This is a genomic window from Xenorhabdus taiwanensis (assembly GCF_036512875.1).
Lineage (GTDB): Bacteria > Pseudomonadota > Gammaproteobacteria > Enterobacterales > Enterobacteriaceae > Xenorhabdus > Xenorhabdus taiwanensis.
In genome coordinates, this window is sequence record NZ_AP028978.1 from 2,548,234 (window position 1) to 2,564,079 (window position 15,846).

24 protein-coding genes are annotated in these 15,846 nt (G+C 44.3%); all 24 read right to left on the reverse strand.

Going from position 1 to position 15,846, the window contains the following annotated elements; all coding sequences use genetic code 11:
• Positions 1-5 precede the first annotated feature (5 nt).
• Positions 6-1,397: a DUF2213 domain-containing protein gene (locus ACE1SE_RS11410; protein ID WP_374051002.1), complete on the reverse strand. Its 1,392-nt coding sequence runs from the start codon at positions 1,395-1,397 to the stop codon at positions 6-8.
• A gap of 19 nt (positions 1,398-1,416) precedes the next feature.
• Positions 1,417-2,316, reverse strand: coding sequence for a phage minor head protein (locus ACE1SE_RS11415; RefSeq protein WP_374053655.1), 900 nt, complete (start codon positions 2,314-2,316; stop codon positions 1,417-1,419).
• A 37-nt stretch (positions 2,317-2,353) separates the two neighbouring features.
• The gene (locus ACE1SE_RS11420) at positions 2,354-3,721 is read right to left on the reverse strand and encodes an anti-CBASS protein Acb1 family protein (RefSeq protein WP_374053656.1); all 1,368 of its coding nucleotides are present in this window, start codon (positions 3,719-3,721) and stop codon (positions 2,354-2,356) included.
• Between the two features lie 69 nt (positions 3,722-3,790).
• Positions 3,791-5,263 carry a terminase gene (locus ACE1SE_RS11425; protein WP_374051003.1) on the reverse strand — a complete coding sequence of 491 codons (1,473 nt, stop codon included), beginning with the start codon at positions 5,261-5,263 and terminating at the stop codon, positions 3,791-3,793.
• 2 nt (positions 5,264-5,265) lie between these two features.
• Positions 5,266-5,778: a terminase small subunit gene (locus ACE1SE_RS11430; RefSeq protein WP_374051004.1), complete on the reverse strand. Its 513-nt coding sequence runs from the start codon at positions 5,776-5,778 to the stop codon at positions 5,266-5,268.
• A 141-nt stretch (positions 5,779-5,919) separates the two neighbouring features.
• Positions 5,920-6,135, reverse strand: a complete 216-nt coding sequence (locus tag ACE1SE_RS11435) for a hypothetical protein (protein ID WP_374051005.1) — start codon at positions 6,133-6,135, stop codon at positions 5,920-5,922.
• A complete protein-coding gene (locus ACE1SE_RS11440; RefSeq protein ID WP_374051006.1) occupies positions 6,132-6,722 on the reverse strand; it encodes a BRO-N domain-containing protein in 591 nt (196 codons plus the stop codon). Before ACE1SE_RS11440 ends, ACE1SE_RS11435 begins: the two co-directional genes overlap by 4 nt.
• Positions 6,723-7,061: 339 nt before the next feature.
• On the reverse strand, positions 7,062-7,961 hold the full coding sequence (locus ACE1SE_RS11445; protein WP_374051007.1) for a Kiwa anti-phage protein KwaB-like domain-containing protein: 900 nt from the start codon (positions 7,959-7,961) through the stop codon (positions 7,062-7,064).
• 19 nt (positions 7,962-7,980) lie between these two features.
• On the reverse strand, positions 7,981-8,499 hold the full coding sequence (locus tag ACE1SE_RS11450; protein ID WP_374051008.1) for a KwaA family protein: 519 nt from the start codon (positions 8,497-8,499) through the stop codon (positions 7,981-7,983).
• 192 nt (positions 8,500-8,691) lie between these two features.
• Positions 8,692-8,934: an Acb2/Tad1 domain-containing protein gene (locus ACE1SE_RS11455; RefSeq protein WP_374051009.1), complete on the reverse strand. Its 243-nt coding sequence runs from the start codon at positions 8,932-8,934 to the stop codon at positions 8,692-8,694.
• On the reverse strand, positions 8,915-9,385 hold the full coding sequence (locus ACE1SE_RS11460; protein WP_374051010.1) for a lysis protein: 471 nt from the start codon (positions 9,383-9,385) through the stop codon (positions 8,915-8,917). Before ACE1SE_RS11460 ends, ACE1SE_RS11455 begins: the two co-directional genes overlap by 20 nt.
• On the reverse strand, positions 9,382-9,777 hold the full coding sequence (locus tag ACE1SE_RS11465) for a structural protein (protein WP_374051011.1): 396 nt from the start codon (positions 9,775-9,777) through the stop codon (positions 9,382-9,384). The genes ACE1SE_RS11460 and ACE1SE_RS11465 overlap by 4 nt, the downstream gene beginning before the upstream one ends.
• Complete coding sequence (locus ACE1SE_RS11470; protein ID WP_244185884.1) at positions 9,774-10,097, reverse strand: phage holin, lambda family; 324 nt, start codon at positions 10,095-10,097, stop codon at positions 9,774-9,776. Before ACE1SE_RS11470 ends, ACE1SE_RS11465 begins: the two co-directional genes overlap by 4 nt.
• Before the next feature lie 638 nt (positions 10,098-10,735).
• Positions 10,736-11,371: a hypothetical protein gene (locus tag ACE1SE_RS11475; RefSeq protein ID WP_374051012.1), complete on the reverse strand. Its 636-nt coding sequence runs from the start codon at positions 11,369-11,371 to the stop codon at positions 10,736-10,738.
• On the reverse strand, positions 11,368-11,562 hold the full coding sequence (locus tag ACE1SE_RS11480) for a hypothetical protein (protein WP_374051013.1): 195 nt from the start codon (positions 11,560-11,562) through the stop codon (positions 11,368-11,370). Before ACE1SE_RS11480 ends, ACE1SE_RS11475 begins: the two co-directional genes overlap by 4 nt.
• On the reverse strand, positions 11,559-11,918 hold the full coding sequence (locus tag ACE1SE_RS11485) for a RusA family crossover junction endodeoxyribonuclease (protein ID WP_374051014.1): 360 nt from the start codon (positions 11,916-11,918) through the stop codon (positions 11,559-11,561). Before ACE1SE_RS11485 ends, ACE1SE_RS11480 begins: the two co-directional genes overlap by 4 nt.
• Before the next feature lies 1 nt (position 11,919).
• Positions 11,920-12,204 carry a DUF1364 domain-containing protein gene (locus ACE1SE_RS11490; RefSeq protein WP_374051015.1) on the reverse strand — a complete coding sequence of 95 codons (285 nt, stop codon included), beginning with the start codon at positions 12,202-12,204 and terminating at the stop codon, positions 11,920-11,922.
• A gap of 69 nt (positions 12,205-12,273) precedes the next feature.
• Positions 12,274-12,717 (reverse strand): NinB/YbcN family protein, encoded by a 444-nt coding sequence (locus ACE1SE_RS11495; protein WP_374051016.1) that lies wholly within the window; start codon positions 12,715-12,717, stop codon positions 12,274-12,276.
• A gap of 12 nt (positions 12,718-12,729) precedes the next feature.
• Positions 12,730-12,966 (reverse strand): hypothetical protein, encoded by a 237-nt coding sequence (locus ACE1SE_RS11500; protein WP_374051017.1) that lies wholly within the window; start codon positions 12,964-12,966, stop codon positions 12,730-12,732.
• Positions 12,959-13,333 (reverse strand): hypothetical protein, encoded by a 375-nt coding sequence (locus tag ACE1SE_RS11505; RefSeq protein ID WP_374051018.1) that lies wholly within the window; start codon positions 13,331-13,333, stop codon positions 12,959-12,961. The genes ACE1SE_RS11500 and ACE1SE_RS11505 overlap by 8 nt, the downstream gene beginning before the upstream one ends.
• Positions 13,330-13,689, reverse strand: a complete 360-nt coding sequence (locus ACE1SE_RS11510; RefSeq protein WP_374051019.1) for a phage protein NinX family protein — start codon at positions 13,687-13,689, stop codon at positions 13,330-13,332. The genes ACE1SE_RS11505 and ACE1SE_RS11510 overlap by 4 nt, the downstream gene beginning before the upstream one ends.
• Positions 13,689-14,024, reverse strand: coding sequence for a nucleoside triphosphate pyrophosphohydrolase family protein (locus tag ACE1SE_RS11515; protein WP_374051020.1), 336 nt, complete (start codon positions 14,022-14,024; stop codon positions 13,689-13,691). Before ACE1SE_RS11515 ends, ACE1SE_RS11510 begins: the two co-directional genes overlap by 1 nt.
• A 210-nt stretch (positions 14,025-14,234) precedes the next feature.
• The gene (locus ACE1SE_RS11520; protein WP_374051021.1) at positions 14,235-14,957 is read right to left on the reverse strand and encodes an ATP-binding protein; all 723 of its coding nucleotides are present in this window, start codon (positions 14,955-14,957) and stop codon (positions 14,235-14,237) included.
• Positions 14,957-15,673, reverse strand: a complete 717-nt coding sequence (locus tag ACE1SE_RS11525) for a helix-turn-helix domain-containing protein (RefSeq protein WP_374051022.1) — start codon at positions 15,671-15,673, stop codon at positions 14,957-14,959. Before ACE1SE_RS11525 ends, ACE1SE_RS11520 begins: the two co-directional genes overlap by 1 nt.
• Positions 15,674-15,846: the final 173 nt, after the last annotated feature.

The window sequence follows — 15,846 nt, forward strand, 5'->3', positions numbered from 1 at the left end:
TTCTATTACTCCGGCATAGAGGTGAATGATTCAGAATTATTGTTTGTAAATGATGAATTCAAACCTGTTGAGGTCGGACATTGTGCATAGAAGCCATCAAGCGCCGCGCCATCCAGAGCATTTACCACTGTATCGTCCAGACCGAACTTCGCTTTTACCGCAGCGCGTTTATCGGCTTTTTCTTTATCAGCGTTCGCAGTCAACTGAGATTCCAGTGTGGTGATTTTGTCAGTCAATGGCTTTATGGCTGCGTTTATTGCCGCGGTGATAGCATCAGTATTTGTTGCGGCCTCTTTCTCTTTTTTCTCGCGCGCGGCTTTTTCTTCCGGTGTTTCTTTGTCTTTTGCTTCTTCTGTATTCATCTGGTTGTATGCATCAAGCAGTTCAGCTTCGGTCTTGCCGTCAGTTGGCTTACCTTTCGCTTTCAGGGCGTTAATAATCAGGTCTTTCATTGGATCGTGCTCCGTATTGGTTTTGACTTCTTCGTATTCAGTTGGCTTGCGTACAACTTCAATAGGTTCTCCAACGAGTTCGGCTGTACCGTCATCGTTCATGAAATATTTTTGTTGGTAAGTTTTACCGGATCGGTAATAGATGAATTTGTCAGGCCAAACACTCTCGGCGTATGGGTAGTCATCATCTGGATAAGTGGCTTTTAACTTTGCTCTGAGCGCGGAATAAATGTCGTCGAATGAGAAATTTGATGCGTTGCTAAAGAAGAACTTCGTCTTATCAATCAGTCCCTCTTGGGTACAATTAGCCGCATCAGACAGATTGACCTGCTCAATTTCGACCTGCTCACCGTCAGCGTTTACAAACATTCCCACGCCCTCTTCCGGTGTCGCTGCACCCGGCTCACTGGCGGGTAGTACGGCGATATGGTCAAACTGCATATTGCGAGCAACCCACGTATACGCCTTGCCCTTCGATTTGCCTTTGTTCTGTTCTCGCTGCAACAACAGTCCGGTTGAAACATGGATTGGTTCGGAACTATTCCCTGCGATAACGCCATCAACACGGGATAAAAATTCCTTTCCCTTATTAGTTGAATCAGCGAACCGACGATTAATTTTCACATCCATGACAACTTTGTCGCCATCCTTGCGGACATTCTCAGCCCATGCGCCGATATGGAATTGATTTACCGCCCTTGGTGTGTCAGCAGATATGTACTGACCATCAATTTTGGGGTGTCCATAAGGAACCTGTTTCCCCTCCATTGATTTGTAGCTCTTGTTAATCTCACTAGCTGGATATAACCCCCCGTTCATCACAACATCATCGACAACGGGCACAACGCCACGAATGACGACATGCTCATCACCATCAATAGTTTCAGTTGAGATATTGGAGGAATTTAAGGCCAGTGATTTAACATGAACGCTATATTGCCCCATGTTTGACCTCTTTGAATTGTTACTTAGGTGGTTCAGGTTCCCATGCCTTACGCTCTTCCGTTAGGCGTTCAGTCAAGCCCGTGTTATACAGTTTTCCGCCATCATCCAGAACAACTGGCTGTTGCGCACAATAACAGCGATAGCGATTACTGTTTTTAGAGTAAAACTCTTCAACTTCCTGTTTGGTGTAGAGCTTTCCATGTCTTGCAGCGTGCCATGATCTGGTGGTTGGTTTCAGGGCTGACAGCCAAAGTAATTTAGTATTTAAACCTAACCGCTCTCTAGCCCATTCGGTTTCATTCCAATTGGCCTCACGTAATGCCCCAACCTGCTCAGTTTGGGCTATGTTCTTAGCGTGGCTCATTGACACATCCAGCCGCTTACTAACAATCGCTGCTGTTTCCCTTGGATTTACCCCACGAGCGATAGCCTCGGCTATTACATTGGACAAATCAGTCCTTGTTGCATCAGAAATTCCCTTCCAATCGCTATAGGTTGCTACAAGTGCCGTAGCAATCTGATTTTGGTAGGCTGGCGTTGATAACAAGGCTGATAGCGTAGTTTGCTGTGCGTAGATCTCTGACTGTATGGCTAGATTCGTGTGGGCGTTTAGGGTTCCACGCTGATATTCATCAGACACATAATCAAACGCCCATAACTGAGCTTTCCCACCATCCAGCAAATGTTCATCAAGAATCGCCTGAATTCTTTCCAGCAATAACGCTAAAGCGGTTGCTGGCATGTCATAAATGAAAGCCTCTTTATTTACACGAAATAACCAGTCTGGCTGTCCTGCCTCGTTTTTCGCTAGAAGGTAACTTGGTTCTCCGTCTTTCTGATGTCCGGTTAGAGTACTGTCAAATAATTGCTTGAGGGCTTTCTTGATGTCGTAATACCGTTGCTCAATATCACGGAATATTTTATTGACTGCACGGTATGACTGAGTGGGATCGCGTTTATTTCTCGGTATTATCGGGGTTCCGATTCTGGTCTTTTTCATCAGTTAGCGGGTCTCCTGTTGCACCCTGCGGTTCAGGTTCCTCTTCCAGTGGCTCCAACTCACCCACGGTACGAATTTCATTGGGCGTAAATATCGGCGTTCCGAAAGCCTGCTGGGTTTTCAGTGCCGCCTCTGCCATCTTAATCATGTTGTCGATCTTCTCCTGCTCACTGGCGGCGAGCATGTCAGACCATGCAATAGTGACCTCGCCAGAAGAAGGTGGCTTGATAATGCCGATTTCCCACAATCGATTTATCAAGCGTGTTACATATTGGGTCAGAAAACCCCATCGACGCCCATTCAATCTCACTTTCCAAGTGGCATCGTCTTTATCCCCGGCTAATTTTCCCGTTTGAGTACCGAACAGCACCGTGAACGGCACTTGCACAGAGGCACAAAACTCACGGGTCGTGACTTCCCATGTCGGCGTTGGATCGCCCGGCGCGACTGACAATACATTCAGCTTACCTGCCTGCATCACTGCTGCTGAATCCGTCCCCCGGTTGAGCTTGCTGATTTTGTCTTCCAGTGCGGCACCTAGATCTGGATAGCCAGCCTGAACCGCTGCCGTGGTGATGTTGTGCAAATCAGTTTCTTTATCAAATTCCACCCCAATCTGGCGAGAGGCATTTTTCAGGAACCCTTCGGAACTACCACCTGACACCTTTTCAATGTCCAGTAATTTGTTATATCCCGCCCTGAGTAATGGTGTACCTGAGAAAATATTCCCATCCTCAGCACCTTCACATAAGATGATGACTCGTGACGGATGAATAGCCAGTTGCTTTGCTGGTCCTTGTATCTCAACCTGACCCACCGGACGCTCATCAAAGCTGAGCATCGCCGGCTGTCCGTAGTTTTCTGAATTAATATCTGTGTCCCATTCTGCAACTGTGAGCTGTGGCTCCCAAACTGGAATCAGGTTTACCAGCGCTTCGCCTTTTAACCGTGATACTACCGTGGTATCAATAGGCTCACTCCATGCCCTACTATCCCGAACTTGAATGAGCAACGCTGAGTAATGCCCGATCATATTGCGACGGTCAGCGTCTTTAATTTTCGCCCAAAACGGCTTTAATAGTTTTGTGACTTCCTTCTCCCATGCGCTAGTTATTGCTGACTCTTTCTTTTCCTCGCCATCAATGATGGTCGGGTTGTCCTGCCAGCATCCATCCAGCAAACGATGTACAGCAGCATGCGCCACCGCATTACGCTCATAGGCGTTGTAGTATTCTCTGAACCTGAGTTGTTCGGGGTAACCGAACTCAGAATAGATATTGGTGCGTTTAGTATTGCCACTAACGCCACCAGCCGCATAAATCATCCGTTTAGCGATAGTGTCAGCTAGGCTATTAACAAGAAATTCTGTTTTTTCATTCACGAAAGACTCTCCTTAGAAGAAAAATGCACCTACAGTCTTGCGGTTATTCTTGGCAACAGCAAAATAACGGAAACTATCAGCACCGTGCGATGTGAAGTCATGCAGTGGTTTATCTTTCCAGCAACCGCGCTTGTCATCCCACTCTTTGCGGTAGCTTTCCAGATGGGAAATGCCTTCACTGCATTTTTCTTCATCGAATACGCAGTTAGGCAAAATTTCACGTACCGATTCAATACCGGTATCAACACCAACTTTTGGCACGACTTTGAAGATCATTGAATACCGCTGCCCGTCGATTTCATAACCTTCTCGCGCCAACTCTCGGCGTGACTTAGCATCAGCACCAAATTCACGGTTATCGATGTCATGTGGTCCCCAATGCTCACCATAGGTATAGCCTTTGTCTTTTAGCACCTTCATATAGTGCCGCAGCCCTTCGCCTGAGTTCTCGTAGTAGTCAATAACGTGAAACTCTTCGCCCACCTCACGCACAAACCAGATAGCCGTTGAATCCCCCACTCCGATATCCCAGAACGTATGGACAGGCAGGTGTGAGTTATCCGGCAGTTTGCCAATGCGTTTATTTTCATACAGCCAGCGAAATTGCTTGGCGTAGTAGGCACCTTCAACCGATTGCTGGAATGCCTCAGCGGGGATCGACGGGTATTCCCGCTTCATGTCATCGCCAAGCGTCTTCTCTTTGGCGTAGTACCAAGCCTGCTGCCGTTCGTTTAATTGAATGCCGTGCTTTGCCTTCAGTTCAGCGAAGTAATCAACTAAGCGTTGAGGTATTGACTCTACTGGATCAATGGCATAAAGCGGGTTTTTCCACCACGAGAAGAAAAAGAATTTCCAGTCGAGGTTGGAGAGTAGCTTGCCTTGTATCAGTGCTTTCTCTGCCGTTTGGCAGTAGTCAAAGAAATAGCCAGCCCGCCCTTCCGCTGTACTCTCAATCGTCGTGAAACAGTCCGTTGATACTGCCTCAAACGCACCCGTAACTATCTCACGCGCTTTGTCGGGGAACTTGGCACAAATCTTCCCGAACTCCGACACATGCAGATAGCGTAACGTGCCACCACGGAATGAGGTTGAGACATACAATGAACCGCCCTTACGAAAGACCAACTCACCCGCCGCATCATTGCTGGCAGGGTTGGCGGCCTTAATCTCATCCGGCAATCGGTCGTAGGCATATTTGACCTTTTCACGGAACAGGCGCTTGGCATCGTTTAGCGTGTGGGCTATCAGAGCGCATTTTGCTGACTCAAATAGCGCAGCATCAAGCTGAATAATGCAGACTTCTGTTGTAAAACCAAGTTGACGGGCTTTGAGAATGATGTTTCGGGTATGGATACCTTCGAAATACTCAAGCTGCTCTGGCGTCATCTTAAATCTGACAGGACGGCCTTCTTTGTTGGTTATCCAGTAGAGGTGGTTGAGTCGCCAGAGTTTATCGCGCAGTAATGCTAAATATTCCGGCTTCATAGTTATCCCTTGGAGAGTTCATCCATCAGATCGGATAGCGTTCCGACAACATCATGCTCATTTTTAACCCGCTCACGGAATGCCTGAACGCTGATATGCTTGCCGAGCAGTTCCAGATTCTTCACCTTATCAGGCCACTTGATCTTCTTGAGCAAGGCAGCGGTATCTTGCGAACCCATCTCAACGACTTCCAGACCAGATAGCGTGGTACGCCACACTTTAGGCCAGTCTTTTACTGGCTTGAGTTCACCACCATCCGTGAGAATGTCAAGGATGTCCATTTGGTCAATTTCAACCAATCGTTTTAATACATAGGTCGCATTGATTCCGACCTCTTCATTACGCTCTGCCCTGAGTTCAGCAATACGTGACTGGATATCAGGTTTTGACAGGTTTTCAGATGCAGTGCGGTTAGCGGTCTTCTCGCTGTACCCCGCACGAATGGCCGCTTGAGTGGCGTTCAAATCAACGAGGTACTCGCGACAAAACATTTCTTGTTTGTCGGTGAGTGCCATGTTCCTTTTCCCCATAAATCAGAATAATTAACTGGTCGGGTTGATATAACCCCGACAAATTTTGAGACCATGAATGACCAAAACCTATACAAAACTCTATCAAGCACCCGTTTATTGGATGCCTTGCAGAATTTTGTAAAATCACCGCTTCCTTGGTTTCTCTGCCGAATATTTACTCGCCCATGCCTTAGCAATGTCCAGACAATCATCAAACAGCTTGCCTTTCCTGCTGGCTGACGCTGAACGGCGGTAATGTTCTTTTGCGCGGTCACTTGCCATCCCTGCTATAGATGAAGAAAAGCCGAGCTTGGTTAACTCGGCCTGTACGTTCTTCTCGATAAACTGTTCGTGGTTCATGCGAGTTCTCCCTCATCATCAGGGAACTCATCAAGTCCGGGCAATGCAAGTTGTGATAATTCAAGAATGGCCTTCTCAGCCTTACGAATCTTCTTAAGATGGTGCTTGCGCAAGTTCATCAAATCACTGCCTTTGCGACCGAAGTTGTCGAATGACCATTTATTGGCAGCCACCAGACGATTCTGCATTTCACCAATGGTCAGCTCCTTGAGGCTTTCCATATCCATCAAGGACAAATCTCGTGGCTGACTTTCCTTTTCTATTAAATCCAGCACCCATTTACGCAGTTCCTTTGCTACAGGAGTGTCAGCCAACATTCCCAACAGATAGAGTCCACGCAATGAAAATATACGAACCCGCGTCTTCAAATTTCTATAAGTAATTGATTCTTTCGAGGTCACTGTTGTAATGACCTCGGTCATGGCTGAAGTGAACTCATCGGAATTAGCGTTATACAGATTGGTTACTGATTTGGTTTTGGCGTAATCCAATAACTGAGCAACTTGTTTACCCGTAAACCAAATTTTCCCATCGCCATTGTCAAAAGGGATCACTTCTTTTTCTTTGAAAGTTAATGCTGTACTCACGATGCTTATCCTTACTTAGGTAATGAACCTTTGCCGAAATAGGAAATCAGCCCATCGAAGAGCATCAGCAAGCTGACTCCTCAAAGGCTCACTCCTAAATAGGGGTTCGATGTTTAGATTGGCGCTTTCGGTGCGCGGTGAAAATAAAAATGCCACCATCCCGTGTGCGTTGGGTACGCGATGGGAACGGGTGGCAGCATGGGTTATTTCTTTAACCACTCAAGGGAATGGGTAGAGGAATAAAAAAACCACCACGGGATGTGATGGCTTGGGGTTTGGTGATAACTAAAGCGTTAGAGTGATTTAATGATCATCATTCATTGTGAGATAGCAACTACACTAAGTTTTTTTCACTTTTTTCTTAGAGTTTGTCTGATATAGTGTCTGGGTAATTTGTGAAGTGAAATAGTCCTCATCCAAAAAACTCAATAGCCTCTTGATGTGTTTTTTTTCTTGTGGCATTGCAATTCTCTTTTCACCGTCATCTTCATATATCTCTAAATCAAGAGTTACGTCATTTACTTTCGCTATGGATAACAAATCGTCTACAGTGTAATCCTCTAAGACTCTTGATTTATTTATCAATGATACTTTCTTCCTTATTACAGTATCTGCGACACTTGTAAGGTCAAATCCATTTGTAATATGGAAATGCTCATGATTCGAAAATGCCCTTAAATCATCATCAGTGGCTTCTTTAAAATATCCATCGACATCGAATATTCTTCTCAACATATGAAAACTTTTGAATTTTAATTTATTATTTTCAAGTATTGCAGTTAACTTATTATCGATAACCAAACCATCGGAATCAGACAATTTAAAGGTATTTTTATCTTGAAATATACTATGAAACAATGTTTTTTTATTATCTATTATTTGCCTTTTATCAAAACATTGAAGATAAGCTTTTATATTGACACCTGTTTCAGATGAAATAATTTCACCAGAAAACAATGCTTTTATGTTAAAAATAGATATCTCCTGAGGACTCCACTCTTGAATTGAGGTAGGAGTCTGAATTGCATCAAGAACACCTATAACATCATCAAAATTATCAATGCAAAAATACTCCGCAGGACTGGTAATATAACCGCCACTAAACTCTACAGATGTTGTGTAATTATTTTCAAAATATTCTTTTTGTTTTTCAAACAAGGTACTTACAGATCTTTGTGTCGTTGAGTCTGTGATAACCCTCACAATTTTACCAGTGTCGGTTATAGCAAATAATTCCATAAGTAATTTCCTTTGTGAATTAAACAACAATGTATGTGTGAGCTGTTAGCTTTATAACATCTAATCTATCGTTATTCACTGAAAATAAATCTGTTTTGGTAATCAATACAAAACTAACACCCGTCTCATCTTCTGCTTCATAAAACTTATAACCGAAGAATGATAGCAACGGATTAAAACTATAACCCTCAGAGAAAGAAACATAAATAAGCAAACTAATGTAAAAGAATGCAGCAATTTTCCAGTCAAGAAATGTTCCAGACGTACTAAGTAATGGAAATAAATATGTCAAAAAGTAATTAGTTACTTCTTTGTTAGCCGGAGTGGCTGTTTTTATATTCTTTTTTGTTTGTTCTGAATGATGAATAGAATAATTCAATATAAAAATACAGAAACAAACACTTATAACTCCTATAGCTATATATACACCAAGCATGATATGGTTTTTTTGGATAAGAGACAAATAGGCCAATGTGATGCATACAGGAGCCACAGAAGTTGCAGTTAATGCAAGACGAGCAAATTTGTTTAAAAACATTCCCTCCTCCTTCATTGTGACTGTATAAAAAACCAGTATACATCAATTAAACTCAAAAACGAATAATTACTTTATATTGATAAATAACACCAACTCATTCAAGAACTAAAACATCAACCACTCAAACGAGTACCAACACCACGCCCTTAACCTACTCCTGCCACTCCTGAGCAAATGATTCTGGGGTGGTGATTAGAATGTCATTGGCCGGGCCACTGCACGAACCCAGCACATAATCCCTTTTTGCAAGTCCGTACGGCCTTCATTCAGCCAACGCATATCAATTTGATGACTGCCCGTTTGTGTGTTGGTAACCACAAGATAGTCATAGAGCTTACCTAGTTCCTCTCCAAGTGCCTTAATCTTGTTCATGCAATCAATGTCATCTTGGGTTAATTCACGGTAACCCGTAATTTTACGGTGTTGGTTTTCCATTATTTCCTCTGCATTCAGTCTTCGCCCAATCCCTCAGTCCGAGGAGCTGGGCTTCAAGGGTTTCGAGTTCTCCGAGGAGACGTACATAATCCTGTTCAGCGTCTTTCGCCAGTCTGGCGGGTCTTGAACCATCCACGCCGGAGGGGGCAGCGGTTTCAGACACGGGACACTCGGCTTTGACGTACACGCGCTTAATGTCAGCGCGCAGAGTATCGCTAAGCTCATCAAGTTTAGTCTTGGCATTGGCGAGTTCCTGAATGTGTTTAGTGTCTAACTCTGTGAGGTGCTGGATACGCTCTAGCTGGGTGGCGTTGATAGCAACTTGTTCATTGAAGTCAGTCGTTAGTTTTTTATTTAAATCATTTACTTCGTTTAATGATGCCATCAGCCAACTAGACCAAGCAATGAGTCCGGCTATAATAACGAGTACTACCTTCTCGTAGGCGTTCATAGCAACTCAAACGCTTTTTCAAACGTTGCCTCAGAATAAGGCTGCTTGCCGTTCTCCATCTGGATCATCGCCTTAGTCAATGCTGTCATGATGGATTTGTCGTTAACATCAATCACGGCATGACTGGATACACCGACTGTTTGGCTCACATACGTGATGTAGCTCTCGGTATTATTCTCATTCGGTGGTGCCCATCGGGAAATAAACTGGCGGATGGTATTATCGCCGTAGAGTTTCACGTAATTGCGCAGGATTTTGAGTATCGCCCGAATACCGTACTCTGGTGCGATAAACTGACAGAATGACTTATCAGTCTGCCTGCTGCACAGTCCCTGCCATTGGTCCCCGTGGCGAATATTGCCGGGGTTGTTGTTGCGAATACCTCTGGTCACTCTTTACCTCCCAAACGTTTATTAATGGCACGAACAGCAAACTCGCGTAGCTTCTCAACACCAATAAAACCAATGGCACCGCCGATAGCCGGTGCAAAATTGGCAGGAATGCCGAACATCTCTAACCCACTGGATACACTCCATGACAGCGCACCACACAGGAGTGCCTCGACCCAGCGGTTCTTTCGTTCCACGCCGTCATAAATCAGGCGCCCGTAGCAAATCAAGGCAGCCAAAACAGAGCCGGATATTTGCGGCCACGAGTTTTTCAGGCCGTTTAATATGTCAGCCCATAAGTCAGGATTTTCTTTCATCTTCATATTCCACCCCATCTGAACAATGGGCGTCCGTGGGGTGAACGATGGTTACCCCTGTGAGTTGTGGTGAGTAGGTTGCCAGCCGCAATAGGAGAGACTGAGGTTCTGGGAGTGATTGCGGTGGCAAATTTGGAGCTATGTTGTTGACATTACTTATCAGTCACGCTTTAGCATGAGGCCAAACACACAACCAAAACTAAACATTGATACACTAAGGGAAATTAACGTAATTATGGATATTTCCATAAAGCGCCTCACAAAACAAAAAAAGCCACGCCATACGCAGCCTTGGATAATGAGCTGTTCGGAATTCCTAACTATTTGAATTTGTTCCGATGCCGGAATTCCGATAACGATAAACAAGAATATTCCTCTGAATATCCCTGACTATTACGGGATTTTGAACTACGAAATATCTTTTCGTAGTTGGATTTACGACAGGTAGATAGCAAAAAGCCCCGCGAGTGCGAGGCTTGGGAATTATTCCGACCTCTCAGCCGGAGTGGTTGGAGTCCCAGACCTAAATCGAAGTGACCAACTGGGCGGAATCGATAACAAGCGCCGCCCCGATTTGCCTTGTTACCCGCTCTTTCGCTTCTTGCTCCGAGCATACCTAAAATATACACTTCCATAACTTATTTTCAAGTTATTTCAGAAATATTTATTGTCTCTATTCCTTTTTGTGAGCGTTCTCTTACTATTTCATCCTGTAAAACCATATAGACTTTTGCATGAAATAAACTAATGCACCATTTCACCCGATCAATGCATTGCTTGATGGTTAACCACGGAGCGATATCACTCTGCATATAATTTGCGAGAGTTTGCACAGTGTTTCTGCGAAGATAATAATCAGTGGCGAGGACATATACGGGGCTAGACTTACTAAAAGCTTTCAAGATAGCCTGTTCTACAAAATCAGCTTCATCTACATCGTTGGCGCGTTGAAACATGTTGCTGAGTGATTGCTTGGGAAATAAAATCATGTGGGCTTTTTTCAGCAGTTCTTCCCCTCTATATCCGGCAGTTCTTAGGCTATCGAATACATCCATAAACTTCTCTTGCTGCTCTCCTGACCATCCGCTGACAAATCGCCAGATTCCATCGCAGCCACCACCATATCCCCCAGAATAGGCTGCCCCCCCCATTTCATCAGCCCATAGTGATAAGATCGCTTTGACCCATCGCTCCTGTGCTGGCGTTAATCTGCGCACTTTACCTAGGTATGATTTCCTTGGCGTATTGGCTACATGCCTGTAGCTGTTAATATCCCTCATCTCACCTCCGGTAATACTGTGTGAACCCTGTCGTAATAGGTGGAATACATGACAATATTTGTATTTAATTTTCGCTCTTCTCTGATAACCATCTCCCCATTAGATTGTTGTATGACGCAACGATGATGACCGGATTTAGTTCTCATCCACCGCGCCTCCTCAATGACGGTGGTTAGATCGGTGAATGTCATGTCTCCAGCTCCCTGATAATAATTTGCCCCTTTTCACCCCAGATCTTCGTAACCCGACCATCCCAGATGCGAGAGTCATCATCAAAGACGGCATCAAGCAACGCTTTTTCAAGATTGTCTTTATCGGGTTTTTGTTGGTGTGGCTTGCCGTTCATTTCTAAGCGCTTTTTCCTGCTCCAGCTTGGCGGCATGGGTAGTACAAAGATGATGTGGTAATTCGATTCGGGAAGGGTGATTTTGTTGAGTCTGACTTCATCCTTGAAGGCGTAGTAATTTAATACCGGCTTTCGTTTTCGCCATCTGTCCGCCTGTGTCATCCGTGGCTTGGGGACGGGCGATATATCATAGACTTTCACGTCAAATCTTACCCTCCGATAGCAATATTGATTGCGTCCTGATTACACCCTCTAAATGAGCCATGTGTGCATAGTCTGTATCTGTCAGTCTCGTTCTGCGGTCTATTTCATCATGACACGCTGAACATGCCCACGCCCCGAATAGGTCAGGCGGTTTCATTCCTGTACCGCAAATGCCTGCCATCCGATAGTGAGCCAGAACCACGGTCTCACTGTTTCCGTTACAAATGCCCGGTATCCTGACCTGACATTCTCGGCCTTGTGCTTCTTTCCGTAAATTTGCCATCCTATCCCCCTAACGCCAGTCCCATCATTAGTGATAATGCGAACCAAAATTCGATGAATATGAGGTATTTCACCGTTCCTGCTCCTGTTTGAGTTTCATGTACTCGCTGTCATGCGGAATTGTCAGTGCCAGACCAAACTGAGCACACCATGCTTCAACCCGGCTCATGTACTGATACATGTCCCCGGTGTCCAGTTCCGATGTCTTCCGCAATTGTTCTTTTGTATATATTTCGCCAGTCACAAAATCCGTGTACTTAATTTCCTCAAAGCCCAAATAGGTTGCCTTTAAATCGTGTTTAACCTTTTCCGGCGTCATCCATGTACGACCTGACTTAATCAGATATTTGCTGATTTCGTCGTACCATTTGTGGGAAAGGTTATTTTGAGAGAGAGTGCGTTTGGGCTTGTAGGGTTTGACTGAGATACTGAGTTTTTGATGAGTGGCGAGTAGTTGTTTCAGGTTGTCGTAAAATAGTTTTTTATTCGATTCATGTAGGCAGAAATTATCCATGCCTAACCCCCGTTATAACCCCTCATAAGTTGCATTGCCTGCACACCAGTTTCGCATTTCTGCGCTATCAATTTGTGGATTGTATGCACACGGCGGCTCAACTTTCGATTTATAACCCGCCCACCAATACCAACCGCTGCGATGCTCTGCTGTGCCACATTTTCTACAGAGATGAACCCGGCACATTGCTGACCACTGGTAATTATGACCTGCTGAATTGTTCAGTCGTTCAATTGCTGTTCTAGCCATTGTCATTTGCCCTCTTGATATCGTTTTCCAGAAATTGCAGTTGTGTTTTAGCGCCCCGCAATCGAACTTTTATGTTCTTCTCTTCCCGTTGTAGCTTGTCGCATGAGACTCTCAGATCATCCCGCCGCTTGACCAACTCTTGAATTTCTCGCACCGCGTGTTCAGCTCGATACGCCTGCGCCAGCAGATAATCAAATGCATCGACATAACAACCACACCGACTACATTTGATGGTACGGTACTGCTCATTGACTGTTATTGCTAGATGTTTGCAGCGGGATTGCTCGGATGTTTTGGAAGTGACTGAGGTGCTAATGCTGATTTTTTTATCTTTGCTGAATTTAAGGGGAACAACATTGTCTGTCATTTTGCCTCCAGTAGTTCATCAGGGATGTCAACTTCGTCGCCTAATTTAGAAGAGACTACAGCGCGGCATATGGCGATTTGCGGAGTTTCTGCATAACTCCAACCGTTCGAATAATAATATTCTTTCGCGGACCAAATGGTACCGGTTGTTTCGATTTCACAAGATAAATCCATTGTGAATTCCTCAATCAACCGCCCGCACACTTCCCAATCCCACGACGGAGCATATTCAGAGACTAGCACCACTCCATTAGGTGTTGAGTATCCGTTGTAATCCGCCATTTTTTGCCACCCCTGAGCCAACGCCACAGCCCAATCCAACGCCTGTCCCGTTAGTTTCGATGTTTTGATTTTCATTAAAATGCCTTACCGCCAGATTTGGCGCGATTTTCTCGTTTATGGTCTGCCCGATGCCTGTTGTATGCTAATTTTTCGGCAATCGCGCCCTCGACGTCATACCCAAATGCCTCTGCATAATCCAAAATGCGGATGACAGCATCAGCTAACTCAACCTCAGCCATAGGACGGTGAGGTAAGTGATCATCCATTAGATTTTTACGTTCCCCCTCCATTGCCTCGCTGATTTCGGAGTGGATTAAACAGAGCAATGTTCCGCGTTCACGGGGATTATCCCACCAACCCGCGTCGATATTTTGTTGGTGAATCTGTTGTTGTAGCTGTTTGATTTTCATTATCTTACCCTTTCGAAATAGTTAGTTATCACAAATCTATAAACTCTCTGGAATAACCAATTGGAGGATTTATTCAATTGCTGGATAGGCCACGTGAGAATAATAATTACTAAGAGGGGAACCAAAACGAAAGACGCTATTGATACTCGAATTAGTAAATTCTTTGTTCCTTTTTTAGCCTTTTTCATCTCAAAAGTCCTTATGGTGGGGTTATTTGACTTGGCGGCGGTAACTTTGCCAGTTGAAATTAATTACGGTGGGTGTACCCATTCGTAGACGATCAATAACTCGCTCACCCAAAACTGTAGTCAGTTGCTCAAAATCTAAATTCGTCAGCACGCCAACCGGTTTTTTGTTTGCCAGACGCCGATCCACTACCTGAAAAATAATTAAATCCTCATTCAGGTTATTACGCTGTACGCCGACATCATCGAGCACCAGCAAATCAACAGCACATAAATCATCAACCAATGCTGATTCACTGATTTTCGTGTCTTTCTGGTAGGTTTCACGTACTCGCATCATCAAATCAGGTAGAGTAGCTATCAGGATGCTCCGCCCGTTCTGCATTAGGTGATTACCAATAGCGGCGGCCAGATGGTTTTTCCCCGTACCGGGATTACCACTGAAAATAAACCCACCGAATGAGCGACCGAAGCTCTCAGCATACCGACGCGATTTTGCCAGTGCCTGTTGCTGCTCAGGGGTGGTTGTGACGTAGTTATCAAACGTGCAGTTTTGGTGTAACGGGCTGATACCAGAACGCCCCATGATCCTATTCAGTCGGTTAACTCGGTTCTCTTCGGCAATGCGTTTTGAGTCAATCTCCCCCTGTTCACGATGCCACGCCATTAACTCTTTCGGATCAGTAAATTTTGGTTTGATATGTTCAGGCATCATCTGACGAAAACGAGCCAGTGTTTTTATGCTCATCAAAAGTCCTCCGATATAAACTGCTCTGTACGAACAGGTTGAGTAATACGACTAGCATGGAACTTATGGCGACTGGATTGTTGGCTATTCTGGTAATTCAATTTTTGGCTGGCAGTAATAAACCAGTTCTTCGGCATCTCGGCCTGAAATTCGATATCTAGTCGTTGCAATTGAGTATCCAGATCGATGTGAGGGTAAATCTTTTTCCAATTGGCATAGTCTTTTTGACTGAGTTTTATTATCTCTCCCCTGAACGAATATTTACTTTTCCCACGAGGAGCTTTAGCGACTTTCGCTATTGTTTTTATAGGTTCATTGACTGGTTCAAAAGAGTGACTGGTTCTGGGTGCAGAATTTTCACTAGGGGGTGGTGCAATATTTTCACTAGGGTGGTGAAATTCTTTCACTACCCCTAGTGCAGAATTTTCACTAGGGGGTGAAATTTTTGCACCATCTAAATCTAAGATGTAAATATTGGATGAATTGCCTTTTTCACCCTTTCGATAAACCTTTTTGACCAAACCTTGTTTACATAAATCATCAATGTGACTAATCACACTCCTGCGGCTCATTTCACACTGATCTGCGATATGTTGGTAAGATGGAAAACATTCGCCTTTATCATTGGCGTTATCGGCTAATTTAATCAGTACCAGCTTCCTTGACGGATTACCGACTTTAATCTGCATGGCCTTAGCCATTAAAATCATACTCATTTTATTATTCCTTGATTATCATTTTCACCAAGGCTTGTGATTATTCAGGTACGTAAAATTCCTAAAGTGAAATTACAGTTAAACTTTGTTTAGAAAATAAAAAGAGAGATCAACTATCCTGAGATAGATGATGGGTATAATTTGAACATTAAAATATCGACATGCAGATTTGC